The sequence below is a fragment of the Paraburkholderia sediminicola genome (genome assembly GCF_046027825.1).
Classification (GTDB): Bacteria; Pseudomonadota; Gammaproteobacteria; order Burkholderiales; family Burkholderiaceae; genus Paraburkholderia; species Paraburkholderia sediminicola_D.
Window position 1 is genome coordinate 51525 of the sequence record NZ_JAQQDU010000017.1, and the last position, 20472, is coordinate 71996.

17 protein-coding genes are annotated in these 20472 nt (G+C 61.8%); 3 read left to right on the forward strand and 14 right to left on the reverse strand.

Translation table 11 applies throughout. The annotated features are described in order from the left end of the window. Positions 1-29 precede the first annotated feature (29 nt). The gene (locus PQQ96_RS12095) at positions 30-1691 is read right to left on the reverse strand and encodes a GMC family oxidoreductase (protein WP_408291876.1); all 1662 of its coding nucleotides are present in this window, start codon (positions 1689-1691) and stop codon (positions 30-32) included. A 219-nt stretch (positions 1692-1910) separates the two neighbouring features. Here PQQ96_RS12095 and PQQ96_RS12100 point away from each other — a divergent pair, with 219 nt between their 5' ends. Beyond that, the gene (locus tag PQQ96_RS12100) at positions 1911-2747 is read left to right on the forward strand and encodes an IclR family transcriptional regulator (protein ID WP_408291878.1); all 837 of its coding nucleotides are present in this window, start codon (positions 1911-1913) and stop codon (positions 2745-2747) included. Positions 2748-2844: 97 nt separating this feature from the next. Here PQQ96_RS12100 and PQQ96_RS12105 read toward each other — a convergent pair whose 3' ends face one another. The 9 genes from PQQ96_RS12105 to PQQ96_RS12145 all read right to left on the reverse strand — a co-directional run bounded on the left by PQQ96_RS12105 (position 2845) and on the right by PQQ96_RS12145 (position 13586). Then, the gene (locus tag PQQ96_RS12105) at positions 2845-4272 is read right to left on the reverse strand and encodes an amino acid permease (RefSeq protein ID WP_408291880.1); all 1428 of its coding nucleotides are present in this window, start codon (positions 4270-4272) and stop codon (positions 2845-2847) included. A 240-nt stretch (positions 4273-4512) separates the two neighbouring features. Then, the gene (locus PQQ96_RS12110; protein ID WP_408291882.1) at positions 4513-5928 is read right to left on the reverse strand and encodes an NAD(P)/FAD-dependent oxidoreductase; all 1416 of its coding nucleotides are present in this window, start codon (positions 5926-5928) and stop codon (positions 4513-4515) included. 19 nt (positions 5929-5947) lie between these two features. Further along, a complete protein-coding gene (locus PQQ96_RS12115; protein ID WP_408291883.1) occupies positions 5948-6352 on the reverse strand; it encodes a nuclear transport factor 2 family protein in 405 nt (134 codons plus the stop codon). Between the two features lie 299 nt (positions 6353-6651). Continuing rightward, positions 6652-7617, reverse strand: coding sequence for a CobW family GTP-binding protein (locus PQQ96_RS12120; RefSeq protein ID WP_408291885.1), 966 nt, complete (start codon positions 7615-7617; stop codon positions 6652-6654). Then, positions 7610-9271, reverse strand: a complete 1662-nt coding sequence (locus PQQ96_RS12125) for an amidohydrolase (RefSeq protein ID WP_408291887.1) — start codon at positions 9269-9271, stop codon at positions 7610-7612. Before PQQ96_RS12125 ends, PQQ96_RS12120 begins: the two co-directional genes overlap by 8 nt. Before the next feature lie 38 nt (positions 9272-9309). Next, positions 9310-10695: a sodium:solute symporter family protein gene (locus PQQ96_RS12130; protein WP_408291889.1), complete on the reverse strand. Its 1386-nt coding sequence runs from the start codon at positions 10693-10695 to the stop codon at positions 9310-9312. An 18-nt stretch (positions 10696-10713) separates the two neighbouring features. After that, complete coding sequence (locus PQQ96_RS12135; protein ID WP_120308127.1) at positions 10714-10923, reverse strand: DUF3311 domain-containing protein; 210 nt, start codon at positions 10921-10923, stop codon at positions 10714-10716. Between the two features lie 304 nt (positions 10924-11227). Further along, the gene (locus PQQ96_RS12140) at positions 11228-11959 is read right to left on the reverse strand and encodes a sulfite exporter TauE/SafE family protein (RefSeq protein WP_408291891.1); all 732 of its coding nucleotides are present in this window, start codon (positions 11957-11959) and stop codon (positions 11228-11230) included. Between the two features lie 247 nt (positions 11960-12206). Beyond that, a complete protein-coding gene (locus tag PQQ96_RS12145; protein ID WP_408291893.1) occupies positions 12207-13586 on the reverse strand; it encodes an MFS transporter in 1380 nt (459 codons plus the stop codon). Positions 13587-13734: 148 nt separating this feature from the next. On the opposite strand from PQQ96_RS12145, the gene PQQ96_RS12150 reads away from it, so the two are divergent. Continuing rightward, positions 13735-14439, forward strand: coding sequence for an ArsR/SmtB family transcription factor (locus PQQ96_RS12150; protein WP_408291895.1), 705 nt, complete (start codon positions 13735-13737; stop codon positions 14437-14439). A gap of 88 nt (positions 14440-14527) precedes the next feature. Next, a complete protein-coding gene (locus PQQ96_RS12155) occupies positions 14528-16105 on the forward strand; it encodes a tetratricopeptide repeat protein (protein WP_408291897.1) in 1578 nt (525 codons plus the stop codon). 40 nt (positions 16106-16145) lie between these two features. Here PQQ96_RS12155 and PQQ96_RS12160 read toward each other — a convergent pair whose 3' ends face one another. The 4 genes from PQQ96_RS12160 to PQQ96_RS12175 form a co-directional block, all read right to left on the reverse strand. Continuing rightward, a complete protein-coding gene (locus tag PQQ96_RS12160) occupies positions 16146-16979 on the reverse strand; it encodes a quaternary amine ABC transporter ATP-binding protein (RefSeq protein ID WP_408291898.1) in 834 nt (277 codons plus the stop codon). Between the two features lie 39 nt (positions 16980-17018). Continuing rightward, a complete protein-coding gene (locus PQQ96_RS12165; RefSeq protein ID WP_408291899.1) occupies positions 17019-17987 on the reverse strand; it encodes an ABC transporter permease in 969 nt (322 codons plus the stop codon). A 105-nt stretch (positions 17988-18092) separates the two neighbouring features. After that, positions 18093-19130: an ABC transporter substrate-binding protein gene (locus PQQ96_RS12170; protein ID WP_408291901.1), complete on the reverse strand. Its 1038-nt coding sequence runs from the start codon at positions 19128-19130 to the stop codon at positions 18093-18095. A 94-nt stretch (positions 19131-19224) separates the two neighbouring features. Next, positions 19225-20451 carry a M24 family metallopeptidase gene (locus tag PQQ96_RS12175; protein WP_408291903.1) on the reverse strand — a complete coding sequence of 409 codons (1227 nt, stop codon included), beginning with the start codon at positions 20449-20451 and terminating at the stop codon, positions 19225-19227. Positions 20452-20472: the final 21 nt, after the last annotated feature.

Below are 20472 nucleotides of genomic sequence, written 5' to 3' on the forward strand. Positions count from 1 at the left end.
CTTTGTTCGCTTCTGCTTCCGCCTTTGCGTCAGTGATGCGCTTCCATGCTCTGCGATTGCACCTGCCCGGCCGGCCAATCGCCGGCGCGAGCATCCTCGAGGATCATGGTCGACGCCTTCTCAGCGACCATCACAATCGGGACGTTGGTATTGCCGGAGACCAGCGTCGGCATGATCGAACAATCGACCACCCGCAATCCTTGCGTGCCATACACGCGCAATCGTTCGTCGACCACCGCACCCGGATCGCTCGCGACGCCCATCTTCGCGGTGCCGGACGGATGAAAAATCGTCTGGCCGTATTCGCGGCAAAAGTGCAGTAGTTCATCGTCGCTTTGCGCCTCCCGGCCAGGACGCACTTCACGTTTCATCAGGGAGGCCATGGGCTCCGTGGCGGCCACGCGGCGCGCGAAGCGCACACCCGCGACCGTCGTGCGGCGGTCAAGATCGGTCGCCAGATAATTCGGCTGGATCGACGGCGCGTCATGCATGTCGCCCGAGCGGATCCGCACGCTGCCGCGCGACTCCGGGCGCAACTGGCAGATCGAATAGGTACAGCCTGGAAACGCGTGGACATCGCCGCCTGCGGTGTCGGCTGAGAGCGTGGAGAAGTGGAACTGGATGTCAGGGGTTTTGGCTTCGTCCGGCAAGGCGCGGCAGAACATGCCGCCCTGATTGATGCCGACGGACAACGGCCCTTCGCGAAACAGCGCCCATTGCAGCCCCATCTTCGCGCGGCCCGTCCATGAGTGCAGCAAGTCATTCGTCGTGATCGGCCGCGTCACTTCATAAGTCAGGCGTACTTGCAAATGGTCCTGCAGGTTTTCGCCGACACCAGCCCGATTGGCGACCACCGGAATACCGAATTCATTGAGCAGTTTCGCCGGCCCGACGCCCGACACCTGCAGCAATTGCGGCGACTGCAGCGCGCCAGCCGTCAGCACGACCTCGCGGTGCGCGCGCACCTCGTGCACCTCGCCGTGCTGCACATAGCGAATACCCGTAGCACGCGTGCCTTCAAAGAGAATCTTCGACGCCAGCGCGTCGGTCTCGATCTGCAGATTCGGACGCCGGCGCGCGGGTTTCAGGTAAGCGACGGCCGTCGAACACCGCCAGCCATGCCGCGTGGTCAACTGGTAGTATCCGACCCCTTCCTGATCGCCCTGATTGAAGTCGTCGACCGTGGGGACGCCCAGGCGATTCGACGCAGCGATAAACGCATCCACGAGTTCGTGGCGCTGCTTGATCGTGGAGGCCCACAACGGGCCGTCGACGCCACGTGTCGGCGACTCGCCGAGTTCGTTGTGTTCGAGCAGCCGGAAGTAAGGCAGGCACTCCTTCCAGCTCCAGCCACGATTGCCGAGTGCCGCCCAGTGGTCGTAATCCTCTTTCTGACCGCGAATGTAGATCAGCCCGTTGATGGAACTGCAGCCGCCCAACGTGCGCCCGCGCGGCCAGTAGAGCTTGCGATCGTGCATGTTTGGATCGGGGTCGGTGTAGAAGCCCCAGTTGTAGACCGGATGAAACATGGTCTTGCCATAACCGATCGGGATATGGATCCACAGAAAGCGGTCGGGCGGACCGGCTTCAAGCAGGCATACCGAGTAGCGGCCATTTTCAGAGAGGCGGTTGGCCAGCACACAACCGGCCGATCCCGCGCCGACGACCACGTAGTCGAAACTCCGAACCATTGATGTCTCCGTGCCGATTTCAGTTCTTTTAAAACCGGATCATTTCGTCCCAATTTATTGGATGAGAGTTTCGACTTCAAGCAAATCCGGTTACGATTGGACAAAGCGGTACGAAAACCGACTTTTTCGTTTCACTATTCGATCTGTCCGTGCGCGTTCATCCGGGTTGTCACTGATCCGTTCGGACTGCCATCACCTTCATCGGCCTCGGGAAGGACAATGAGAGACACCACGCAGCTCCCCTCACCCGCTCGCGAGCCCGCCGACGACACCCGCGTCCTGCGCGCGCTCAGCGTGCTGGAACAACTTGCGTCCGCCGGACAACCGTCGTCACTTTCCCAGTTGTCCTCACGTCTGCAGATTCCGAAGGCGACCTTGATGCGTCTGATCGAATCGCTTGAAGCACGCGGTTACGTCACACATATGCCGGACTCGCGCGGAGCCGATCGCGCCATTGCGCTCGGGCCACGTGCTGCCCAACTCGCCCTGACCACGCTCGCAAACAGCACGTTTACGCGGGCGTGCCGCTCGCTGCTGCGCACGCTCGTGGAGGCACTCGGCGAGACCTGCAATCTCACCGTCCTCGACGGCGATACCGTGCTGTACGTCGAGCGTGTCGAGACGAGCGAACCCTTGCGTTTGCATCTGCAACCGGGCACGCGCGTCCCGATGCATTGCACCGCCAGCGGCAAGCTGTTTCTTTCGCAGATGACGCCTACCGAGCGCGGACTCGTCATCCGGCGCTTGCCGCTCAAATCGATGACATACCGCACCCTGAGCGATGTCGATCTGCTGGAAGCGGAACTCGACCGCCTCGCCATACGCGGCATCGGTGTCGACAACGAGGAGTTCGTGCGCGGGATGGTGGCGGTCGCGGTGCCGGTGCGCAATGTCGAGGATGGCCATGTGCTCGCGGCGTTGGCCGTTCATGCACCCACGGCGCGTGCGAGTCTGGAGGACCTGTTGAAATCGGTGCCGAAGCTCAAGGAGATCGCCTTGCGCATCGGACCGCTGCTTCAGCCTGCAACAACGGCGGCGGTAGCCGAGTCGAAGTAGCGAGAACGCGCCGCCAGCCTGGCATTGGCAGGGTGCAGCGGCGATCTCGAACGAACGACCCACCGCTGCACATCAAACAGCACGCGTTAGACAGGCCTCAATGGGTACGAGGCTGATAGTCCACATATTCCGGTTCGGTTGAAGCCGCGCCGCGTTTGCGGGCCCGCCACGCATACGCCACGAGCAGCACGCCAAGACTCACCACGCCGAGCCACAGCGGCGTGCGCTGATCCGGTATGAACGCCATTGCCACCAGAATGCCGACCATGCCGACAATCGCGAAGCAGGTCAGATACGGATAGCACCACATCCTCACGCGCAACTTCTCCGGCGCCTCGCGCTCAAGGCGAGCGCGCAGCTTGAGTTGCGACACGGCGATCAGCACATAGACGAAAATGGCCACCGTTCCGTATGAATTGACCAGGAAGGCGAACACCGTGTCGGGCGATACGTAAGACATGACGACCGACACATAGCCGAACAAGGTACCGACCAGAATCGCGCGAACGGGCACGCCGCGGCGATTGACCTTGGCCAGCCCGGCCGGCGCGTCGCCGTGGCGGGTCAGCGCAAAGATCATCCGCGATGCTGCGTACAGACCGGAATTGAGCGCGGACAGCACTGCGGTCAACACGATCGCGTTCATGACGTTAGCGGCGGCCGGGATGCCCATTGCACTGAGCGCGCTCACATACGGCGTGGCCATACCCGGTGAATTCCAGGGCACCAGCGCAACCACGAGCATGATCGAGCCGACATAGAAAATCAGCACGCGGGTAATCACCGAATTGGTGGCCTTGGCAACGGCCTTGACCGGCTCATGCGCTTCGGCGGCGGCAATGGTGACGATCTCGGCACCGAAGTAAAAACCCGTCGCCGCGACAGCACCGCTCAGCACCGGTCCGATCCCCTTCGGCATCAGCCCGCCGTGCGAAAGCAGCGTCGGCATCACGGCGGTGGTATGCATCGACGCGGGCCACAGGCCCAGTACATAGAGGCCGCCAAGAAACAGAAACACGACGATCGCCGCCACCTTGATGGACGCGAACCAGAACTCGAACTCCCCGTAGCTGCCCACCGAGATCAGGTTGGTCGCGGTCAACACGACCAGCAACACGAGACTGATCGCCCACGCCGGCGTATCCGGCAGCCAGAATTGCACCAGTTTCGCGCCGGCCACCGCCTCGACGGCGACGACGATCACCCAGAAATACCAGTACATCCACCCGGTCAGAAAGCCGGCCAGTTTGCCCGGCCCGCGCTTGCCGGCAAACGCGAGGCGTGCGTACTCGTAAAACGAGCCTACCGCCGGCATCGCGCACGCCATTTCTCCGAGCATGCGCATAACGAGCACGATCAGGCCGCCCGTAATCAGAAACGACAGAACCGCCGCTGGACCAGCCTGCTGGACCACGACACCGCTACCGACAAACAGACCCGCGCCGATCACGCCGCCTAGCGCGATCATGGTCATGTGGCGCTCCTTGAGGCCAGTCTTCAGTTCACTTTTATTCGATACTTCCATGTCACCTCCACATCCTGTTGATGCCGGCGCCGGTCGCGCGGGGCTGCATGCGGAGTTGCGTGCATTCCCGGAACCTGGGCGCCGTCAATTCGGATCGAGTGAGGACGCTTAAGCGCCTCGCTATATGTGTTTTTTCTTATGACTTAACACGCAGACCTGTCTGGCTGCGCCGCGCCGTGCGGGTAACGCACAACGATCGGCAAATCACGTGCCGCGGGTAGCGCGGCACGCAAAGCGCGTTCAAGGTTTCTCGTCGCGCCGGAAATACAACTGATACAGCATCCGTTGTCCAATGCGACGGAACGGTGCGAACGGATGGCCGGGCAACGGCGAAGTGAAGATCGGCAGCGTCTGCTTCGCCCCTTTCCCCGCGATCCGTTCGGCGAGCCGGCGGCCCGCCTGCTGGGAATAGGACACGCCGTTGCCACCGTAGCCCAGTGCGTAAAACACCGACTGCTTCGGATCCGGCTGGCACACGCGCGGCATCATGTCGTGGCTCACATCGACCCAGCCCCACCATGAATAGTCGATCTGGACACCACGCAACGCCGGGAACTTGCGGCCCATCCCTTCGATGAGCAACTCGTAATGGCGCGGATTCGGCGCATCCGCTCCCGTGATCGCGCTACGGCTGCCGATCTGCAGCCGGTTGTCCGGCAGGAAACGGTAGTAGAAACGCAAGGTGCGCGTATCGGTGAGCACCTGTGTCGTTCGAAAATTACAGGCGGCGATCTCCTGCTGCGTGAGCGGACGCGTCACCATCGAATTCGACAGGATCGGCATCACCTTGCTCGTCAGCGAGGGATGGAGGTCCGGCGCCGTATATGCGCCGGTCGCGATACCCACGGACCGGGCACGAACGATACCGCCCGGCGTGCGCAGATGATGAATGCCGTTGATGGTTTCCCAGCCGATCACCGGGCTCGCCGGATGGACCCGCGCGCCCGCTTCGCGCGCCAGCCGCTGATAGCCGAACGCAAGTTTCAGCGCGTGGATGCCGATGCCTTCGGGTTCGTGAAGCGCGCCGGCCGCCTCGCTATCGTTGACGAACTCGCGGCGGAACGTGGCCTGATCGATGAGCTCGGACGGGTAGCCGAACACGTCTTTCCAGACTTTGGCTTCCGCGGCGAGTTTGGCCATCATGCGCGGCCGGTGCGCGATCAGAAAGTGACCGCCCGGCTGCGGATCGCAATCGATCTCGGCCACCAGCGACTTGAAGTTGTCGAAACCTTCCTGGATCTCGTCGTGCATTTTCAACGCGACGTCTTTACCCCAGCGCTCGATCCATTGGGAACGCGACAGACGACCCGATGCATTCTGCCCTTGTCCGCCATTGCGGCTGCTGCAGCCCCAACTGGTTTTGTTGGCCTCGAGCACCACGGCCTTGATGCCATGCTCGCGTGCGAGACAAAGCGCCGTCGCAAGCCCTGTATACCCTGCGCCGATGATCGCCACGTCCACGTCGATGTCTTTCGTGATCGGGCCATCGTCGGGCGGCGGCGTGCCGGCAGTCGCGGCCCAATAGGTCGGAGCGTATTGCTTGCCGTGCCCTGGCCCCGGCGAAACCAGCGGGTCGTATCTCGGGTCATATTGCGTCGCGCTGTCCCGCCCTGCAGACAGACCTTCGCCGACCCGTGTGATGACACTTTGCGCCATGTGAAGCTCCTCGTCGGCGTCAAACGTTCTGCTTCGGGCGTTCCTTGCGGAACGCGCGCTTGACTGCGATCAGACCATCGCGGAACTCAAAGAGATCGCACCCTTCCGCTTCGATGCGCCAGCCTTCCGCATGCGTCCCTGTGAACACCCATTCGGACACACCGCGCTCCCCGATGACGTAATGACGGCCCTTTCCCCAATGCGCATCCGGGAAGGTCTTGAAGACCGCTTCGAACGCTGCGCGTACCGCGTCGCGGCCGATGAAACGCGTGCCATACACTTCGTTTCCGCCCGCGGTGTCGAACACGCAGTCTTCAGTCATGAAGCGCATCAATGCATTCGCATCGTGACGGTTGAATGCATCTGAAAAGGCGGCGAGCGTGTCCGCGGTAACCTTCGCTGCGGACGTTTCTGTTGTGGCCATGCATGTCTCCTGCTCAGTGAATTTGGCTAAGGCTAGTGAGCCCGCGTGAACGGCGAACTCTCACTGAAAAGTGTAAGTTTGGGGTGGCCTCTACGGTAGGGCCAGTGCGCTGGTTTCGCCTGGTGCAGCGTGTGTCGATCGAGAACACATGCGTTGACTGGCCTCGAACCGGGTTGTCGGATTCAGGCCGTGGGTGTGCTGGGTGTGCTGGGTGTGATTCGTGTGGCTGGTGTGATTCGTGCGGCTGGTGCCATTGGTGCGACTAGCGCCATTCCCGCGGTAAACGCGGCACACTGGCGCTAGTTCAGCGCTTGCGTGCTTTCGAGGCAGCGCTTCACGATACGCTCGTCTTCGTCGGTGAAACGGCCGATCAGGACGATCGTCGACTCGGCCGCTGCGTGCCCCGCAAAGGGCGTGATCAGAATGCGCCCGCCGACCACATGGAGTTCCTGCGGAGAAGCATCCTGGTCGAGCCAGACTATGCCCTTCGCTCTCAGTAGCGGGACAGAGAGGCTGCGAAACACCTCCCTGAGTTTTTTCCTGTCGAGGCGGAAGTCCGATCGAAAGGAAAAGCTGCAGATGTCCTGATGATTATTGAAACGCTCGCCCGCCGCGAGGGCCCGCTCACCGGTGCGATGACGAGGCGCGACACTCGCGTCGAAGATCAACTCCAGCGGGATGGCTCCGTTTGCCGCGTCGAGCAGAATGGACGTGGTCGCCAGCGACGACACCGTTTCTGTCGCCGCCGCTTTTTCCCGCTCTGTGACGAGGTCGGTCTTGGTAAGCACAAGCGCCGTCGCGCCCGCGATCTGCCGACGCACAATGTCGCCGACATACGGATCGAGCAACGTGGCGCCGATCCGCTCCGTATCGACGGCCACGATAATCCCGACCAGTCTGAAGCTCCGGTCGAGCAAGCCGATCTGTGCGATCTTCACAGGATCGGACACACCGCTGGCTTCGATAATCAACAAGTCGGGACGCTCGGGACGCGCGCTGATTGTCACGAGCGCGTCGACGAGACGTCCGCCGATGGAGCAGCAGACGCAACCGTTCTCCAGATTGATGACATCGTCGGTGCGTTCGCGGATCAGTGCGGCGTCGATATTGATATCGCCGAAATCGTTGACCAGCACGGCCACCCGGCGTTGCCCCGCATTCGAGAGCACGTGGTTGAGCAAGGTCGTCTTGCCGGCGCCCAGATAGCCGCCGAGCACGACCAGTGGAATGGGTGGCCGGGCGCCAACGGCCGCTGCGTCACTCATTTTTTTCCGGCGACTGAAACACGCGGCCGCCCAGCACCGTGCCCCACACTTCGACGTCTTTCAGGCGCTCGGCCGCGACCTCGGTCGGGTCGTCCGCCAGCACGGCGAAGTCCGCGAATTTGCCCACCTCGATACTGCCGATCAGATGGTCCATCTTGAGCGTGTAGGCCGCACCCAGTGTAATCGCGCGCAACGCATCCGCCACGGGGATGCACTCGCTCGCACCCAGCACACGACCGGTGGCCGTCTTGCGCTGCACCGCGCACCAGGCCGTAAACAGCGGGCTTAATTGCGTGATCGGCGCATCCGAATGAAAGGCAAAGGGGAGCCCCAGTCGCCGCGCCGTCCCCGCCGCGTTCATCCGGTTCGCCCGGTCGGGGCCCATGGTCTGCGCGTAATGGGCGTCGCCCCAGTAGTAGATATGGTTGGAGAAAAAGTTGACGCACATGCCGAGTTTCGCCGCGCGGGCCAACTGGCTCGCGTCGGCCATCTGACAGTGCTGCAGCGTGTGGCGGTGATCGCTGCGCGGACAGGCGTCGAGCATCTTCTCGAGGGCGTTCAATACGACCTCGGTCGCTTCATCGCCGTTGGTATGAATATGGAGTTGCAACCCGGCGCGATGAAACGGCGTGAAAACCTCCTCCAACTGGCTGGGCGGAATCAGCCACAAGCCGTTCGGCTGTCCACCGACATAACCTGGCCATCTCAGCCGCGCCGTGAAGCCCTGAATCGACCCATCGACGATGAACTTGATCGGGCCGAATCTCAACTTTTCGGTGCTGTCGCTGATGGCCGACAGTACTTTTTCGACGCCGCCGTCAGGGCTTCGCTGCGGCGCAAACGCGGGCACGATTCTCACCGGATACTGCGGGTCGGCCGTGACTTCGCGCAGCGTGCGATTGCCCAGCACCGACAGATCGTTGACCAGATCCGTCGCGGTGGTCACACCGGCGAGTTGCGCGACCTTGCCGAAATTCCAGATGGCCTCGGTCTTTTCACTCGCCGCAATGGAAAGCTGGCTGCCGATCACCTGGTACACGGGGAACATGGCGGCGAATTCCTGCAACTCGCCGGTCGGCTGGCCCTCGTTGTCTTTGTCGATCCCATCGATGTCGGTGTTCTCGTCGATACCGGCGAGCGCCAGCATGGCGGAGTTGACGTTCATCAGGTGCACACTCGCGTGCAGCACGACAATGGGCCGCTGGGTCGAAACTGTATCGAGTTCCTTGACCGACAGGCGGCTCGCGCCGAAGAAAATCGGATCGAAGCCCCATGCGAGCAGCGGCGCCGTCGCGTCCGTCATCGCGCGTTGCGCAACGGCCAGCCGCTCGATCACCTCGTCCAGCGTTTTCAGCCCTCGCCACACCTTGCCGTCGGGACCGCGCCGGTCGTAATAGCCGAGATACACGGCGTCCCACATGGCGCCTTCCATCAGATGGCAGTGCCCTTCCACGAGACCCGGCATCAACACTTTGTCCTGGAACGTATCGACGATCTCAGCCTCGCCCCACCGGCTAACGTCTTCCAGCGTGCCGACGGAGAGAATTCTGCCGTCTCGCACAGCAACATGCGTGGCGTGCGGTTGAGCCGGATTCATCGTCAGAATCTTTCTGGCGACGAAGACAGTGATGGGACCTCGTTCAATCTGATTCATAGCGTGGTGTTAATGGGTTCAGGACGCAGTTCGAACGGTCAGGGTAGAGCGTGCACCGGCTTACGCTTCCAACCATGATTCAGCACGACGGTCACCGCGATATTGATCACGAGACACAGCAGGCCCAGGTTGAATCCGCCGAGATCGGGATGAAAGAGGTAAAGGATGATGGCGAGTATCTGCCCGGTCAGAATACCCGTTGCAACGGCGGACGGTTTGACCCGAAGCGAAAACAGAATGATCATCACGCCCGGGAAAAACTGCGTCACGCCGTAGTACGCGGTATTGATCAGCGTGAGCATCAGATTCGGGGTCAGCAAGGTCATCACGATCGAGACCAGCAGGTAAATGACGATCACCGTTTTGGCGGTGGCTTTCTGCTTGCTCTCGGGCATCTTCGGCAACAGATTGCGCGTCACGAGCGGGCCGATGGCGAGGCAGATACCCGTCAGCACCAGCAGACCGGATAGCGCGGCGCCAGCCGCGACCAGACCTAGCAACCAGCCTGGCAACAACCGGATCGCCGCGGCAAAGAACGCTTCATTCGGCGACGCAAGGTGCAGGTTCTGACTGATCGCGTAGTACGAAGCGATGACCAGAAACGGATACATCAGCATGTACAGCGGCATGGCAACCTGGGTGCGCCGGATCGTGTTCGGACTGGCGGCCGTGAAGAAAACCTGCACGGCGAACGGCATCACGTAGAACCCTAACGACTGGAACAGCATGGTGCTCATCGAAAACGTCAGTTGACTGGCGTTCATGCTGTTGCTGACGTGCAGGCTCGCGGCGTGAAAAACTTCCGTGACGCCGGCCTGCCATGAAACCGCCAGTCCCGTGATCACGATCGCCGCGACCATCAGTATGTCCTTCAGGATCGCAATGTACGCCGACGCCCGCACGCCTGAAATGGCGATGTACGTGAATGCCAGCATCGCCGAGATCAGGATCAGATAGAGCGGCTGGAAATTCCAGCCGAGGCCCTTGAACGCGGCAACGAGCCCCGTGAATTGCAACTCCCCCCAGGGCAGCAGGAACAGGATCGCCGATCCGCCGACGATCACCTCCAGCGCACGGTTGCCGAAATAGCCTTTAAACAGGTCGGGCAGCGTAATGGCGTTATAGCGTTTGCCAGCCTCCCAGATTTTCGGTCCGATGAAATAGCCGATGGGATACGCCAGCAGGATATATCCCAGGAACCAGACCCCATAGGTTGGCCCCTTGGCATAGATGCCGCCCGGAAAGCCGACCATCGTGCCAATACTGTAGATTTCGCCCGCGGCGAGGAAAAAGACCAGATACGCGCCAAACTGCCGGGACGCGACAAAGAAGTCATGAACGCTTTGCGCGCCATGCCCTTTTTTGGACCGTATCGCCAGATACAGCGAGAAGAGAATCAAACCGAGAAAGACAACGGTGGACATCCGGACTCTCCTGCAACGTCAGTGGGTTTGCGGAGGGGCATCGTCCGCGGGACGGTCGAACAGACGCCAGCACACCTGCAGGCAGATCGACGTCAGGACAAACCACGCGAAAATCCACGCATAGATGAACGGCACACCCAGGACGAACCGATCGACCGAAGCGACCCAGGGCAGCAGGCCTATCACACCGATATAGGGGATGCCGATCCCAATCAGGAACTTGAGCATGGAGTCTCCGTCTGCTTTTTGTGATCGATGAACTCATGTCTGCCGAATCCGCCTGCCATTGAAAGACCGGACCAGGTGGTGGCAGTCAGCGGCAAGTGGAGGCGGCACGGCGGCCAAGGCAGACGAATTCAGTATCGGTGGCCGATAATGCACCTGACTAGTACCAGCGATAATAAATCGCCTGGTCCACATGAGGGACCCTAAGCGGACATTGCACCCGCTCCTATGCATATGGCAAGGTCGTTTTTACGCCTTTCTACACGCCGACGCGCCTCTGTGCGTCTCCATGCGCCACGATGCGTCTTTACGTTATGAGGGCGACCAGCCCGGAACACAGCAGCAACACGCTCACGAGCTGTTCGAGGCGGCGCACAGGCAAGCGCGGACCCAAGCGCTCCCCCATGGCAACGCCGAGCACGAACACCGGCACGAGCAGCACCAGCGAACTGAGCTGGGGCGTGTGAACCTGATGCTCGGCCACAAAAAGGGCGACGACGCCCACATAGAGCAGCGCAAAATAAGCGAGAAGATTGGCGCGCAGTGTCGAACCCTTGCCGATGCCGTTGAAGTAGTAAACGGCCGGCGGACCGCCGATGCCGCCCAGCGCGGTCAGCGCGCCGCTCATTGCGCCTGCTGTGAAGGTCGGTCGCCAGCCGCTATTGTGAAGCCAGCGCCAGCCCCGCATGTGCATCACCGTCGAGGCAAGAACGGCGACCGCTACCAGCCGGCGAAGCTCCACCGCGCTCTCGCTTGCCATCCAGCGTGTCGTGACTGCCGTGCACGCCATGGCGACCAGCGCGAGTGGAACCACCGTGCGCCAGCGCGCCGCGCTCGCCCAGGTGCGTACGCCTTGCAGCGAGGTCGCGAAATGGATCAGGACGATCAGCACGCCGGCTTCGGGCACGGGCATCAACAGCCCGAACAACGGCGCCATGACAAGCGCGCCGCCGAATCCGGTCAGGCCTTTTGCCATGCCCGCCACGAGGGTCACCAGGGCCAGACATCCCAGTACGGCAGGCGTGTCGACAACATTCATAAGTCGTTGGTTCGCTAAAAACGGAGCATCGAAGGTCAAATCGATTGCTACGTTTCGCGCACGACGACATCTTCAGGAAAGGGCCGGTATCGTCGCAGTATTCCGAAAGCCCGCGTAGTGCCAGCGGCGTCCTTTCGATGGTGCCAGCCGCGACTTGTGCCCCGAACGCCTCTGTTATCGAAGGCGCTCGCAAAGGGGCGCTTACCCTACATTTATTGTTGTTGCCCTTTTTCCTGCTCAAACACGCTCAACAGGCATCACTGCCGGCATAACGTGTCGCCACTGCCAAAGCGACGCCCCAGACCAGCGCGGCGAGCAGCGACAGGCCGATCGCCAGATAGACCGCCACGCGAATGCCCATGTCGAGCGGCTGGATCGCGCTCATCAGCGCGCCGAAGATCGCGACGCCAAATGCGGCCCCTGTCTGCCGGCTTGCGTTGAGCACGCCCGCCGCGACACCAGCGCGCGCCTTCTCCACCCCCGCCATCAACGCGGCGGTCGCTGCCGGCGTAATCACCCCCGCCCCGAAACCGACAGCGGGAAAGCAAAGCGCAATACGCCAATACGGCGCATCGTCCGCGAGCGCGACAAGCCCGGCGAAACCCAGCGCATAGAGCAGGAAGCCACCGCAAACAAGCCGGTGCGCGCCATACGCCCTGTTCAACGCGCCGGATACGAAACTGCCGAGGGTCACCATCGCAGTCAACGGCAGGAATGCGAGGCCCGTCTGCAACGGTGTCCACCCACGAGCAGACTGGAAGTACAGGCTTAGCAGGAAAAACAACCCGTAAAAAATCAGGCCGGAAACCAGCGAAACGAACGCCGATGCAGAAAACACCGGACTCCGAAAGAAACCCAGCGGCAGCATCGGCTGTTTGCGTTTTGTCTCGACCGACACGAACGCAATCCAGGCGGCGAGCGCAAGCACGGCGCCCGCATGGATGGCGCCCACGTGCCACCCGAGTTTCGCCCCTTCGATCAACACGGCGACCGACGCGCCGAGCGCCACGATAGCGAGCATCTGACCGGTGACATCCATCGGCCGGCCCGACGCGGCCGCCCGGACCGATTCGACGCGCGTCGTCAGCCAGGCGCCGATCAGCGCGATTGGCACATTCACCAGAAAAATGCTGCGCCAGCCCAGCAGATGAATCAGCAGACCACCGGCCAGTGGCCCCGCCGCCATCGCAATGCCGCCGCATCCGGCCCACACACCGATCGCGCTCGCGCGCTGCCGCGCAACCGGAAAAGCATGATTGATCAGGGTCAGTGAACACGGGACCAATAATGCCGCGCCGACGCCCTGCAAGATTCGCGCGCCAACCAGAATCTGCAAATCCGGCGCCAATCCGCATAACGCCGAGGCGCAGGCGAAAACCAGCAATCCGGCGAGATACGCGGTTTTCGCGCCGATCCGGTCGCCCAGTGCGCCGCCGCTCAGCAGCAGGCTGGCAAATGTCAGCGTATAGGCGTTGACCACCCATTGCAGGCCAGTGATATCCGAGCCCAGACTGCTCGCAACCGGCTCCAGCGCGACGTTTACGATCGATGTATCCAGTATGACAATGACGTAGCTGAGGCTCGTCGCGATCAACACCCGCTTCTGATATTCACGTTCATTGTTCAAGAGTTCCGGCCCCTGGTTATCGGTTCGCCGTTGACTATAAGGCGGCACGCACCGAGAATGCTTCGAGCTGTATCGAAGTGTTCAACTGAACGGCTTTTTGACCGCCATCAGGCATCAAACGCGCACCAATGACGGAGGCTGCGAATAAATGGGCCAGCACAATATTGCGAGCGTTGCTCACCTGATCGCCGAGCCGGTTCGCTCGGTGATGCTGATCACGCTCGCCGACGGCAGCGCCCTGTCGGCCAGCGCGCTTGCAGAAGTGGCCGGCGTGACCGCGCAAACCGCCAGCTCACACCTCGCCAAGCTGCTCGACGGTGGCTTGCTGAGCGTCGAAAGCAAGGGCCGGCATCGCTATTACCGACTCGCTGGCGCCCACGTTTCGCACCTGCTTGAAAGCCTCGCGTCGGTTGGGCCGGTCACCCCAGCCTGGCGCAATACGCCCAATCGCGCGGCCCAGGCGCTTCGCTTCGCGCGCTGCTGCTACGACCACCTGGCGGGTCAGATCGGCGTCGAGGTGACGCAAAGCATGCTGACTCGGGGCTTCATTGTCGAAGCGGCCGGGCGCCAATACGCCCTCACCCCGTCCGGCCGTGCGTGGCTGCAGCATCTCGGCATCGACATGGGCGGTCCGGCGTTCGACCAGGCGGAACATGCGCGCCAATGTCTTGACTGGACGGAACGGCAGTTTCATGTCGCGGGGCCGTTAGGCGCCCGGCTAATGGACGCCTTCCTTGCATGGGGCTGGATGCAGAGGTCGCCCGCCACGCGGTCGGTAACCGTCACGGCGCTAGGCTGGAAGGGGCTCAACGAGCATTTCGGCATCGTGCGCGAGGCTTGCGAAGCGGCCTAGGGACACACGGCCGTTGCACCCGCCCAATTGTTAAATCCCCGCCGCGCCGGTTCGTTTTGTTGATGCCGGCTCATCGAGGGGAGGCAATGTGCACGCACAGAAACATCATCGCGGCGCTCATCGCCCCCCGTATCTGAAAGCGGTCAAGCCAACCGATCAGCCGCGCCCCGGCCCCCAACCCGAGCCAGAACGGAAGCCAGGGCCGACGCCGAGGAATGCGAGTCCCGCGCAGGAAGGCCGCCTGGCGACGCTCGCAATCGTCACGACGAACCTGCGCATGGTGTCGCTGAACCTGCTGCTGCTCATCGGCGCGTGTCTTGCCGGGGCCATGCTGTGGAAGCTGGTATTCGCACGAGAGACCCTCATCGAAAATATCACCGTGCCCGAGGCATTCACCAGAATCGGCTATTCCAGCGAGGCGTTCCAGTCATTCGTTGCGGGCCATCTGATCGCCCTCGAAGCGCGCGCCGCGGACGTGATACCCGCATCGGCCAAAGAAGAAATCAAGCTCGATTCCGACATGCCGGATTTCTCGGTGCCCGGCACGTCCATTTCCGCAAAGACAATCCTGCAATACGTGCGCGAGGCGCTACCGCTTCCGGTCTCGACCATCTCGGGCAGCGTCACCGGCACCCCAGATCATTACGTTTTGCATCTGGTCCTGGCGGAGCGCGGCGCGGTGTATCGCTTTGCCACGCCTGAAGGCTCGATCGCCGATCTGGAGCAGAATCTCTCCAACCTCGCACTGGACGTGCTGAAGAAGCACAGCCCGTATATCTACGCGTCGTACGAGTCGGCCGAAGCTCAGGCGCGTTGCTACGCCGGCAAGGGCACTTGCGATTTCTCCGAGGCTGAGCGGGTGTTTTCGAGCATCGTCGACGCCGGAGACGAACAGCCGAACTACAAATGGGCCCTCCTCGCACTATCGAAGATCGACGAGGCGTACCACGATTACAACGGCGAGATCAACGCGGCCAGCCGCCTCTCCGCTGAGTACCCGTCGTCGTGGAGTTTTTATAACTGGGGCGTCGCGCTCAGCGAACTCGGTTGCTACAAAATGGCGATCACCGCATTCGAGCGGTCCATTGCCTTGCGTTCGTCGCGGGAGGCCGCATTCAACGCAATCGGCCGCGCGTGGCTGGCACTCGCCAGACGGGCGCCGGATCTTCATTCGACGGAAGCCAGAACCGACCTGCACAACGCGCGCGACGATTTCCGCGTAGCCGTTTATCTGAAACCGGACTACCAGGAGGCGCACGTCAATCTCGCGGAATCGTTAAACCTACTCGGCGATGACAAAGGCGCGCGCCGCGAATACATGAGCGCTATCGAAATGGATCCGACACACGCGGGTCTGGCCTATGTCGGGTATGCCGAACTGTTCAGAGATCCGAAAGAGCGGAGCAAGCTCCTCGGCTTTGCGAATTGGGCTGACAACTTGCACGAGGAATGCCGCGCGACCAACTCGACCTCGTTACTCGAAGCGCTCGGTTGCAGCGTCGCCATGCAAGCCGGAACGACCCGTGTCGTTAACTCGGACGGTCGTAGCGAAATCGAGCCTGTTGCAGTAACGGCCGCTCCGGCACCTGATTGCCGCGGCCTCGCGGTCGATGACAGGCTTCCGCCTGAAGATGGCTGGCCCGACTTCGCGCAGATCGCACCGTGAGGCTGGGTACATTCATTTCCGTGCGCACACGATGAGTGCATCAATGCGCGGCCGATCCGCGATCCGAGCGGCGTTCAACAAAGCGCCTCACATAGTCATCCGCGGGGCAAGTCAGAATCTCGTTGGGCGTACCCTCCTGCACAAGTTTTCCGTCTCGCAGAATCGCGATGCGGTTGCCGATCCGCAGTGCTTCGTCCAGATCGTGTGTAATGAACACGATAGTCTTCTGCAGCGTAGCCTGTAATTGCAGAAGTTGATCCTGCATTTCCGTGCGAATCAGCGGATCGAGCGCGGAGAATGCTTCGTCCATCAGCAGCACGTCCGTATCCGCCGCAAGCGCCCGGGCCAGCCCGACCCGCTGGCGCATACCGCCGGACAACTCGTCCGGATAGTGTTCGTCGTAACCGTTCAGGCCCACCTTACCGAGCCAGACACGGGCTTTCTCATTGGCCGCTGACCTGCTTTCGCCACGGACACGCAGCGCATACGCCGTATTGTCGAGCACGGTCTGATGCGGCAACAGTCCGAAATTCTGGAACACCATACTGACCTTGTAGCGCCGCAAGTCACGCAAACCCCGTGCGCCGAGCTTGATGACGTCCGCCCCGTCGATCACGATCTCGCCCGACGTCGGCTCGATCAGCCGGTTGAAATGGCGCACCAGAGTCGACTTTCCGGAGCCGGACAGTCCCATGATCACGAAGATCTCGCCGTCGCCGATATTCAGGCTGACGTCGTTCAGACCGACGTTGCAACCGGTCTGGGCCAGCACATCGGCCTTGCCTTTGCCGCTTCGCAACAGGTCGAGCACCCGCGCATGGTTGGCCGGCGCCCCGAAAAGCTTGTACACGTGGTTGACTTCAATCGCTGCCATGTTGCTCTCCTCGCTTTCCGCGTTTTCCGCGTTTTCCTGCTACCTGGCCGTGCGGGTTTCAAGCCCGCCTTCAGCCGCCGATGTGTCAGCCGTATTCGTGCTGCTCTCGCGATAGGGAATACGCGAAGCCGCTTTGGCCTTTCTGCGCTGCGCAAACAGGCGTCGCGTGCGGCGGTCCTGGCCATAGCCCTGGCTGATGCGGTCGATCACGATCGCGAGGATCACGATGGCGATACCCGCCTGCGTCCCCTTGCCCACGTCGAGCGTCTGGATACCGGCGAGCACATCTTCGCCAAGGCCGCGCGAGCCGATCATCGAGGCGATCACCACCATCGAGAGCGCCATCATCGTCGTCTGGTTGATGCCGGCCATGATGCTGGGCCGCGCCAGCGGCATCTGCACGTTGACCAGCAACTGCCAGCGCGTCGTGCCGAATGCGCGCGCCGCCTCGACCACCTCGCTATCCACGTGACGGATGCCGAGATCGGTCAGGCGAATCAGCGGCGGCAGCGCATAGATGATCGTGGCGAGGATCGCCGGCACCTTGCCGAGACCGAACAGCATCAACACGGGAATCAGATAGACGAAACTCGGCAGCGTTTGCATGACGTCGAGCGTGGGCAACAGGACGCGCCGCAGCCATGCGCTGCGTGAGGTCAGAATGCCGAGCGGCACGCCAAGCGAGACCGACAGCACCGTCGCCACCAGCATCAACGCGAGGGTCTGCATCAGCTTTTCCCACAGACCGAAGCAACCGATCGCATAGAGCAGGAGCATGAAGAAGCCGGCAATGCTCAGGCGCCGTGTCGCGTTCCACGTCACCGCGCCGACCACCAGCAGGATCAGCCAGGGCGGCAAGGCGCGCAGTGCGCCTTCGAGCGGTACGAGCACATAGCGCAGGAGCACGATGCTGAACTGGTGGAAGCTGTCGCCGTAGCGGGTCACGAACGATTGCACGGCATCGTTCACCCAATCAGCGATCGAAAGATGCAGAAAAAACGAATGCATGATCAACTCTCCCCTGCAGGTGGACAGCAGGCTGTACTGCACCTGCCGTCCGGCACGAAGCCGCAAGACCTCGTGCCGTCGAAGTCTGCCTGACGTTACCGCCCGTCAAGCGCCAGCAAGTCCGGCCTGCACTTTCGACGCGACGTCGGCAGGCACCCTTTGCTTCCACATCTCCGGATGCTCGCGCAGGAATTGCGTGGCCATGGCTGAGCCGTCGAGCTTCTTCGTGCTCATTTCCAGGATCGTGCTGTTGAGGAAGTCCATCGGAAACTTGACCTTGCCGAGCATCGCCACGAGTTGCGGGTCGGCGTCGTAGAACGGTGTGGATACGCCTACGGTGACATGCGAAACCATATACGACGAAGCGCATTGCGAGGTGCTGCTCTCGTCGCGCAAGGTCTTCCAGCACGCCTCGTTATAGGCCGGCATCTTCAGTTCGACGAACTTGTACTTCGCCATCAATGCGGCGGGTCCCCAGTAATAGAACACGATCGGCGCACCGCGCTGGTACGCGGACGCGATAGCCGCATCGAGCGCGGCGCCCGTGCCAGGGTGGAAGTTGGTATAGCTCGCGTCGAGATTCAGCACCTTCAACAAACGTGTATTGACCCGTTCGCAATCCCAACCCGTCGGACAGTTGAGAAAGCGGCCCTTGTCCGGTTCCTCGTCGTCGGCGAATACGCTCTTGTATTTCGGCAGGTCAGTCACCGAAACGAGGCCCGCAGCGACCGGCTTGATACCGCGTTTGGGATCGCCCTTCACCACGTATTCCGGTACGAACCAGCCTTCCTTCGTGCCGCCCGGCAAGGTGTCACCGACCAGTTTGACGCTGCCCGAGGCCACGGCCTTGGCGGTAATCTCGCTGCGCCCGGTCCATTGTTCGGCCCACACCTGCACATCGTTGTGCGCGAGCGCGGTTTCCGTGGCCGCCGTGCTGCCGGGCACGACATCGGTCTTGCAGCCGTAGCCCTTCTCCAGAATCTGCCGCAGCACTTCGGTTGCAAAGGACCCGCTTTCCCACGTAATGCCGGCGAAATGCACCGTCTTGCCCTGCGCGCACCAGCTATCCGCCGCGTGGGCGGTCGCGCCGGTCAAAGCCATGGCGGCGGCGCACAGTACCACCCGAAGTTGTCTGAATTGCATCGTCGATCACCCTTGGAGCGTTGAATTGCATTGAGTCGGCATGCGCGAGAGGCCGAACCTCTGCCTCACATGCCGGTGAGGACACGCCCTGCGCTCAAGCGAGCAGGCGCTTCTCGAACGGATAGTCGGACAGCAGTTCCACGCGGCCGTCGTCGCGCACATACACCTGTTCTTCCAGCTTGACGCCTTCACCGCCGTCTTCATGACCGATATAGCTTTCGATGCACAGCGTCATGCCCGGCTCGATCACGCCGTCATAGCCCTTGGCGTCGTTGTCCTCGCGATGGACGATGTACGGATATTCGCCGGTCATGCCGACGCCATGCGCGAGCGCAAAATAGCGACGCGCCTGGTAGGGGCCGGGGATCTTCCAGGCCTTCGCGATGAACTCCTGAAAGGTCGTGCCGGCGCGCACGTTCTCCATGTTCGAATGCACCTGTTCATAAGCGAGCTTATAAACGGTCTTCTGTGCCACGGTGGCGGGATCGTCGCCGCACAGGAAGGTGCGCGAGAAGTCCGCGTAATAGCCGAAGCGCCCCACGACGTCCGTATCGAGCCCGACCAGTTCACCCGTCTGGATCTTGCGCGGGCTGCTCTCCTGGAACCACGGATTGGTACGCGGCCCCGAACTGATCAGGCGCGTTTCGACGTAATCGCCGTCTGTTTCGATGATGTGCTTGTGCAAATGCGACCACAGCTCGTTCTCGCTGATACCCGGCACAAGCGCGGCTTCCAGTTTGCGCACGCCCTCTTCGGCGGCACGCAGCGATGAACGGATCATCTTGATCTCGTTGGGCACCTTGATCGAACGGGCCCGTTCGAGCGGTTCCTGCGCGTCGCTGATCTGATAGCCGCGCGCCTGCAACGCAAAGGCAGCCGCCGACGTCGCACTTTCGATAGCAATGCGCTTGCCACCACCGCTCTGCCTGACAAGCTCGTCGATTTCATCGGCCCAGCGTTCGGTGACACGGCCCAGCATGTCGTCGCAGAAGTAATAGGAGATTGCGGTAGCCGGGCGCACTTCGTCGACGGTATCGAGTCCGTCGGCGAGAAAATCGCAGCCGGCGTATTCGAACAGCACAACCTTGCCTTCGGCCGGCACGAACAGATAACGCGCGGGATTGCGCATCGAATAGACCTGCATGTTGCGTGAACCAGTCGCGTAACGCATGTGCGTGGGATCGAACAGGATCGCGGCGGTCAGGTCACGCTTTTTCAGTTCGCGGCGCACGGCGGCAAGCCGGTCGCGCTGAATCTGTGCGATTTCTTCCGCGGTCGGTTCGCAATCTTCCGGGCGGTGGGTCGGGCGAATAATCGTCATGTTTTGAAGGGGACGTGGGTT

Bases quoted from the DNA above. Each gene is read 5' to 3' on its own strand.
- PQQ96_RS12135 (WP_120308127.1), bottom strand. From the start codon at position 10,923: ATGCTCAAGTTCCTGATTGGGATCGGCATCCCCTATATCGGTGTGATA.
- PQQ96_RS12170 (WP_408291901.1), bottom strand. From the start codon at position 19,130: ATGCAATTCAGACAACTTCGGGTGGTACTGTGCGCCGCCGCCATGGCT.
- PQQ96_RS12160 (WP_408291898.1), bottom strand. From the start codon at position 16,979: ATGGCAGCGATTGAAGTCAACCACGTGTACAAGCTTTTCGGGGCGCCG.
- PQQ96_RS12150 (WP_408291895.1), top strand. From the start codon at position 13,735: ATGGGCCAGCACAATATTGCGAGCGTTGCTCACCTGATCGCCGAGCCG.
- PQQ96_RS12140 (WP_408291891.1), bottom strand. From the start codon at position 11,959: ATGAATGTTGTCGACACGCCTGCCGTACTGGGATGTCTGGCCCTGGTG.
- PQQ96_RS12115 (WP_408291883.1), bottom strand. From the start codon at position 6,352: ATGGCCACAACAGAAACGTCCGCAGCGAAGGTTACCGCGGACACGCTC.
- PQQ96_RS12165 (WP_408291899.1), bottom strand. From the start codon at position 17,987: ATGCATTCGTTTTTTCTGCATCTTTCGATCGCTGATTGGGTGAACGAT.
- PQQ96_RS12120 (WP_408291885.1), bottom strand. From the start codon at position 7,617: ATGAGTGACGCAGCGGCCGTTGGCGCCCGGCCACCCATTCCACTGGTC.
- PQQ96_RS12095 (WP_408291876.1), bottom strand. From the start codon at position 1,691: ATGGTTCGGAGTTTCGACTACGTGGTCGTCGGCGCGGGATCGGCCGGT.
- PQQ96_RS12110 (WP_408291882.1), bottom strand. From the start codon at position 5,928: ATGGCGCAAAGTGTCATCACACGGGTCGGCGAAGGTCTGTCTGCAGGG.
- PQQ96_RS12105 (WP_408291880.1), bottom strand. From the start codon at position 4,272: ATGGAAGTATCGAATAAAAGTGAACTGAAGACTGGCCTCAAGGAGCGC.
- PQQ96_RS12130 (WP_408291889.1), bottom strand. From the start codon at position 10,695: ATGTCCACCGTTGTCTTTCTCGGTTTGATTCTCTTCTCGCTGTATCTG.
- PQQ96_RS12125 (WP_408291887.1), bottom strand. From the start codon at position 9,271: ATGAATCAGATTGAACGAGGTCCCATCACTGTCTTCGTCGCCAGAAAG.
- PQQ96_RS12100 (WP_408291878.1), top strand. From the start codon at position 1,911: ATGAGAGACACCACGCAGCTCCCCTCACCCGCTCGCGAGCCCGCCGAC.
- PQQ96_RS12175 (WP_408291903.1), bottom strand. From the start codon at position 20,451: ATGACGATTATTCGCCCGACCCACCGCCCGGAAGATTGCGAACCGACC.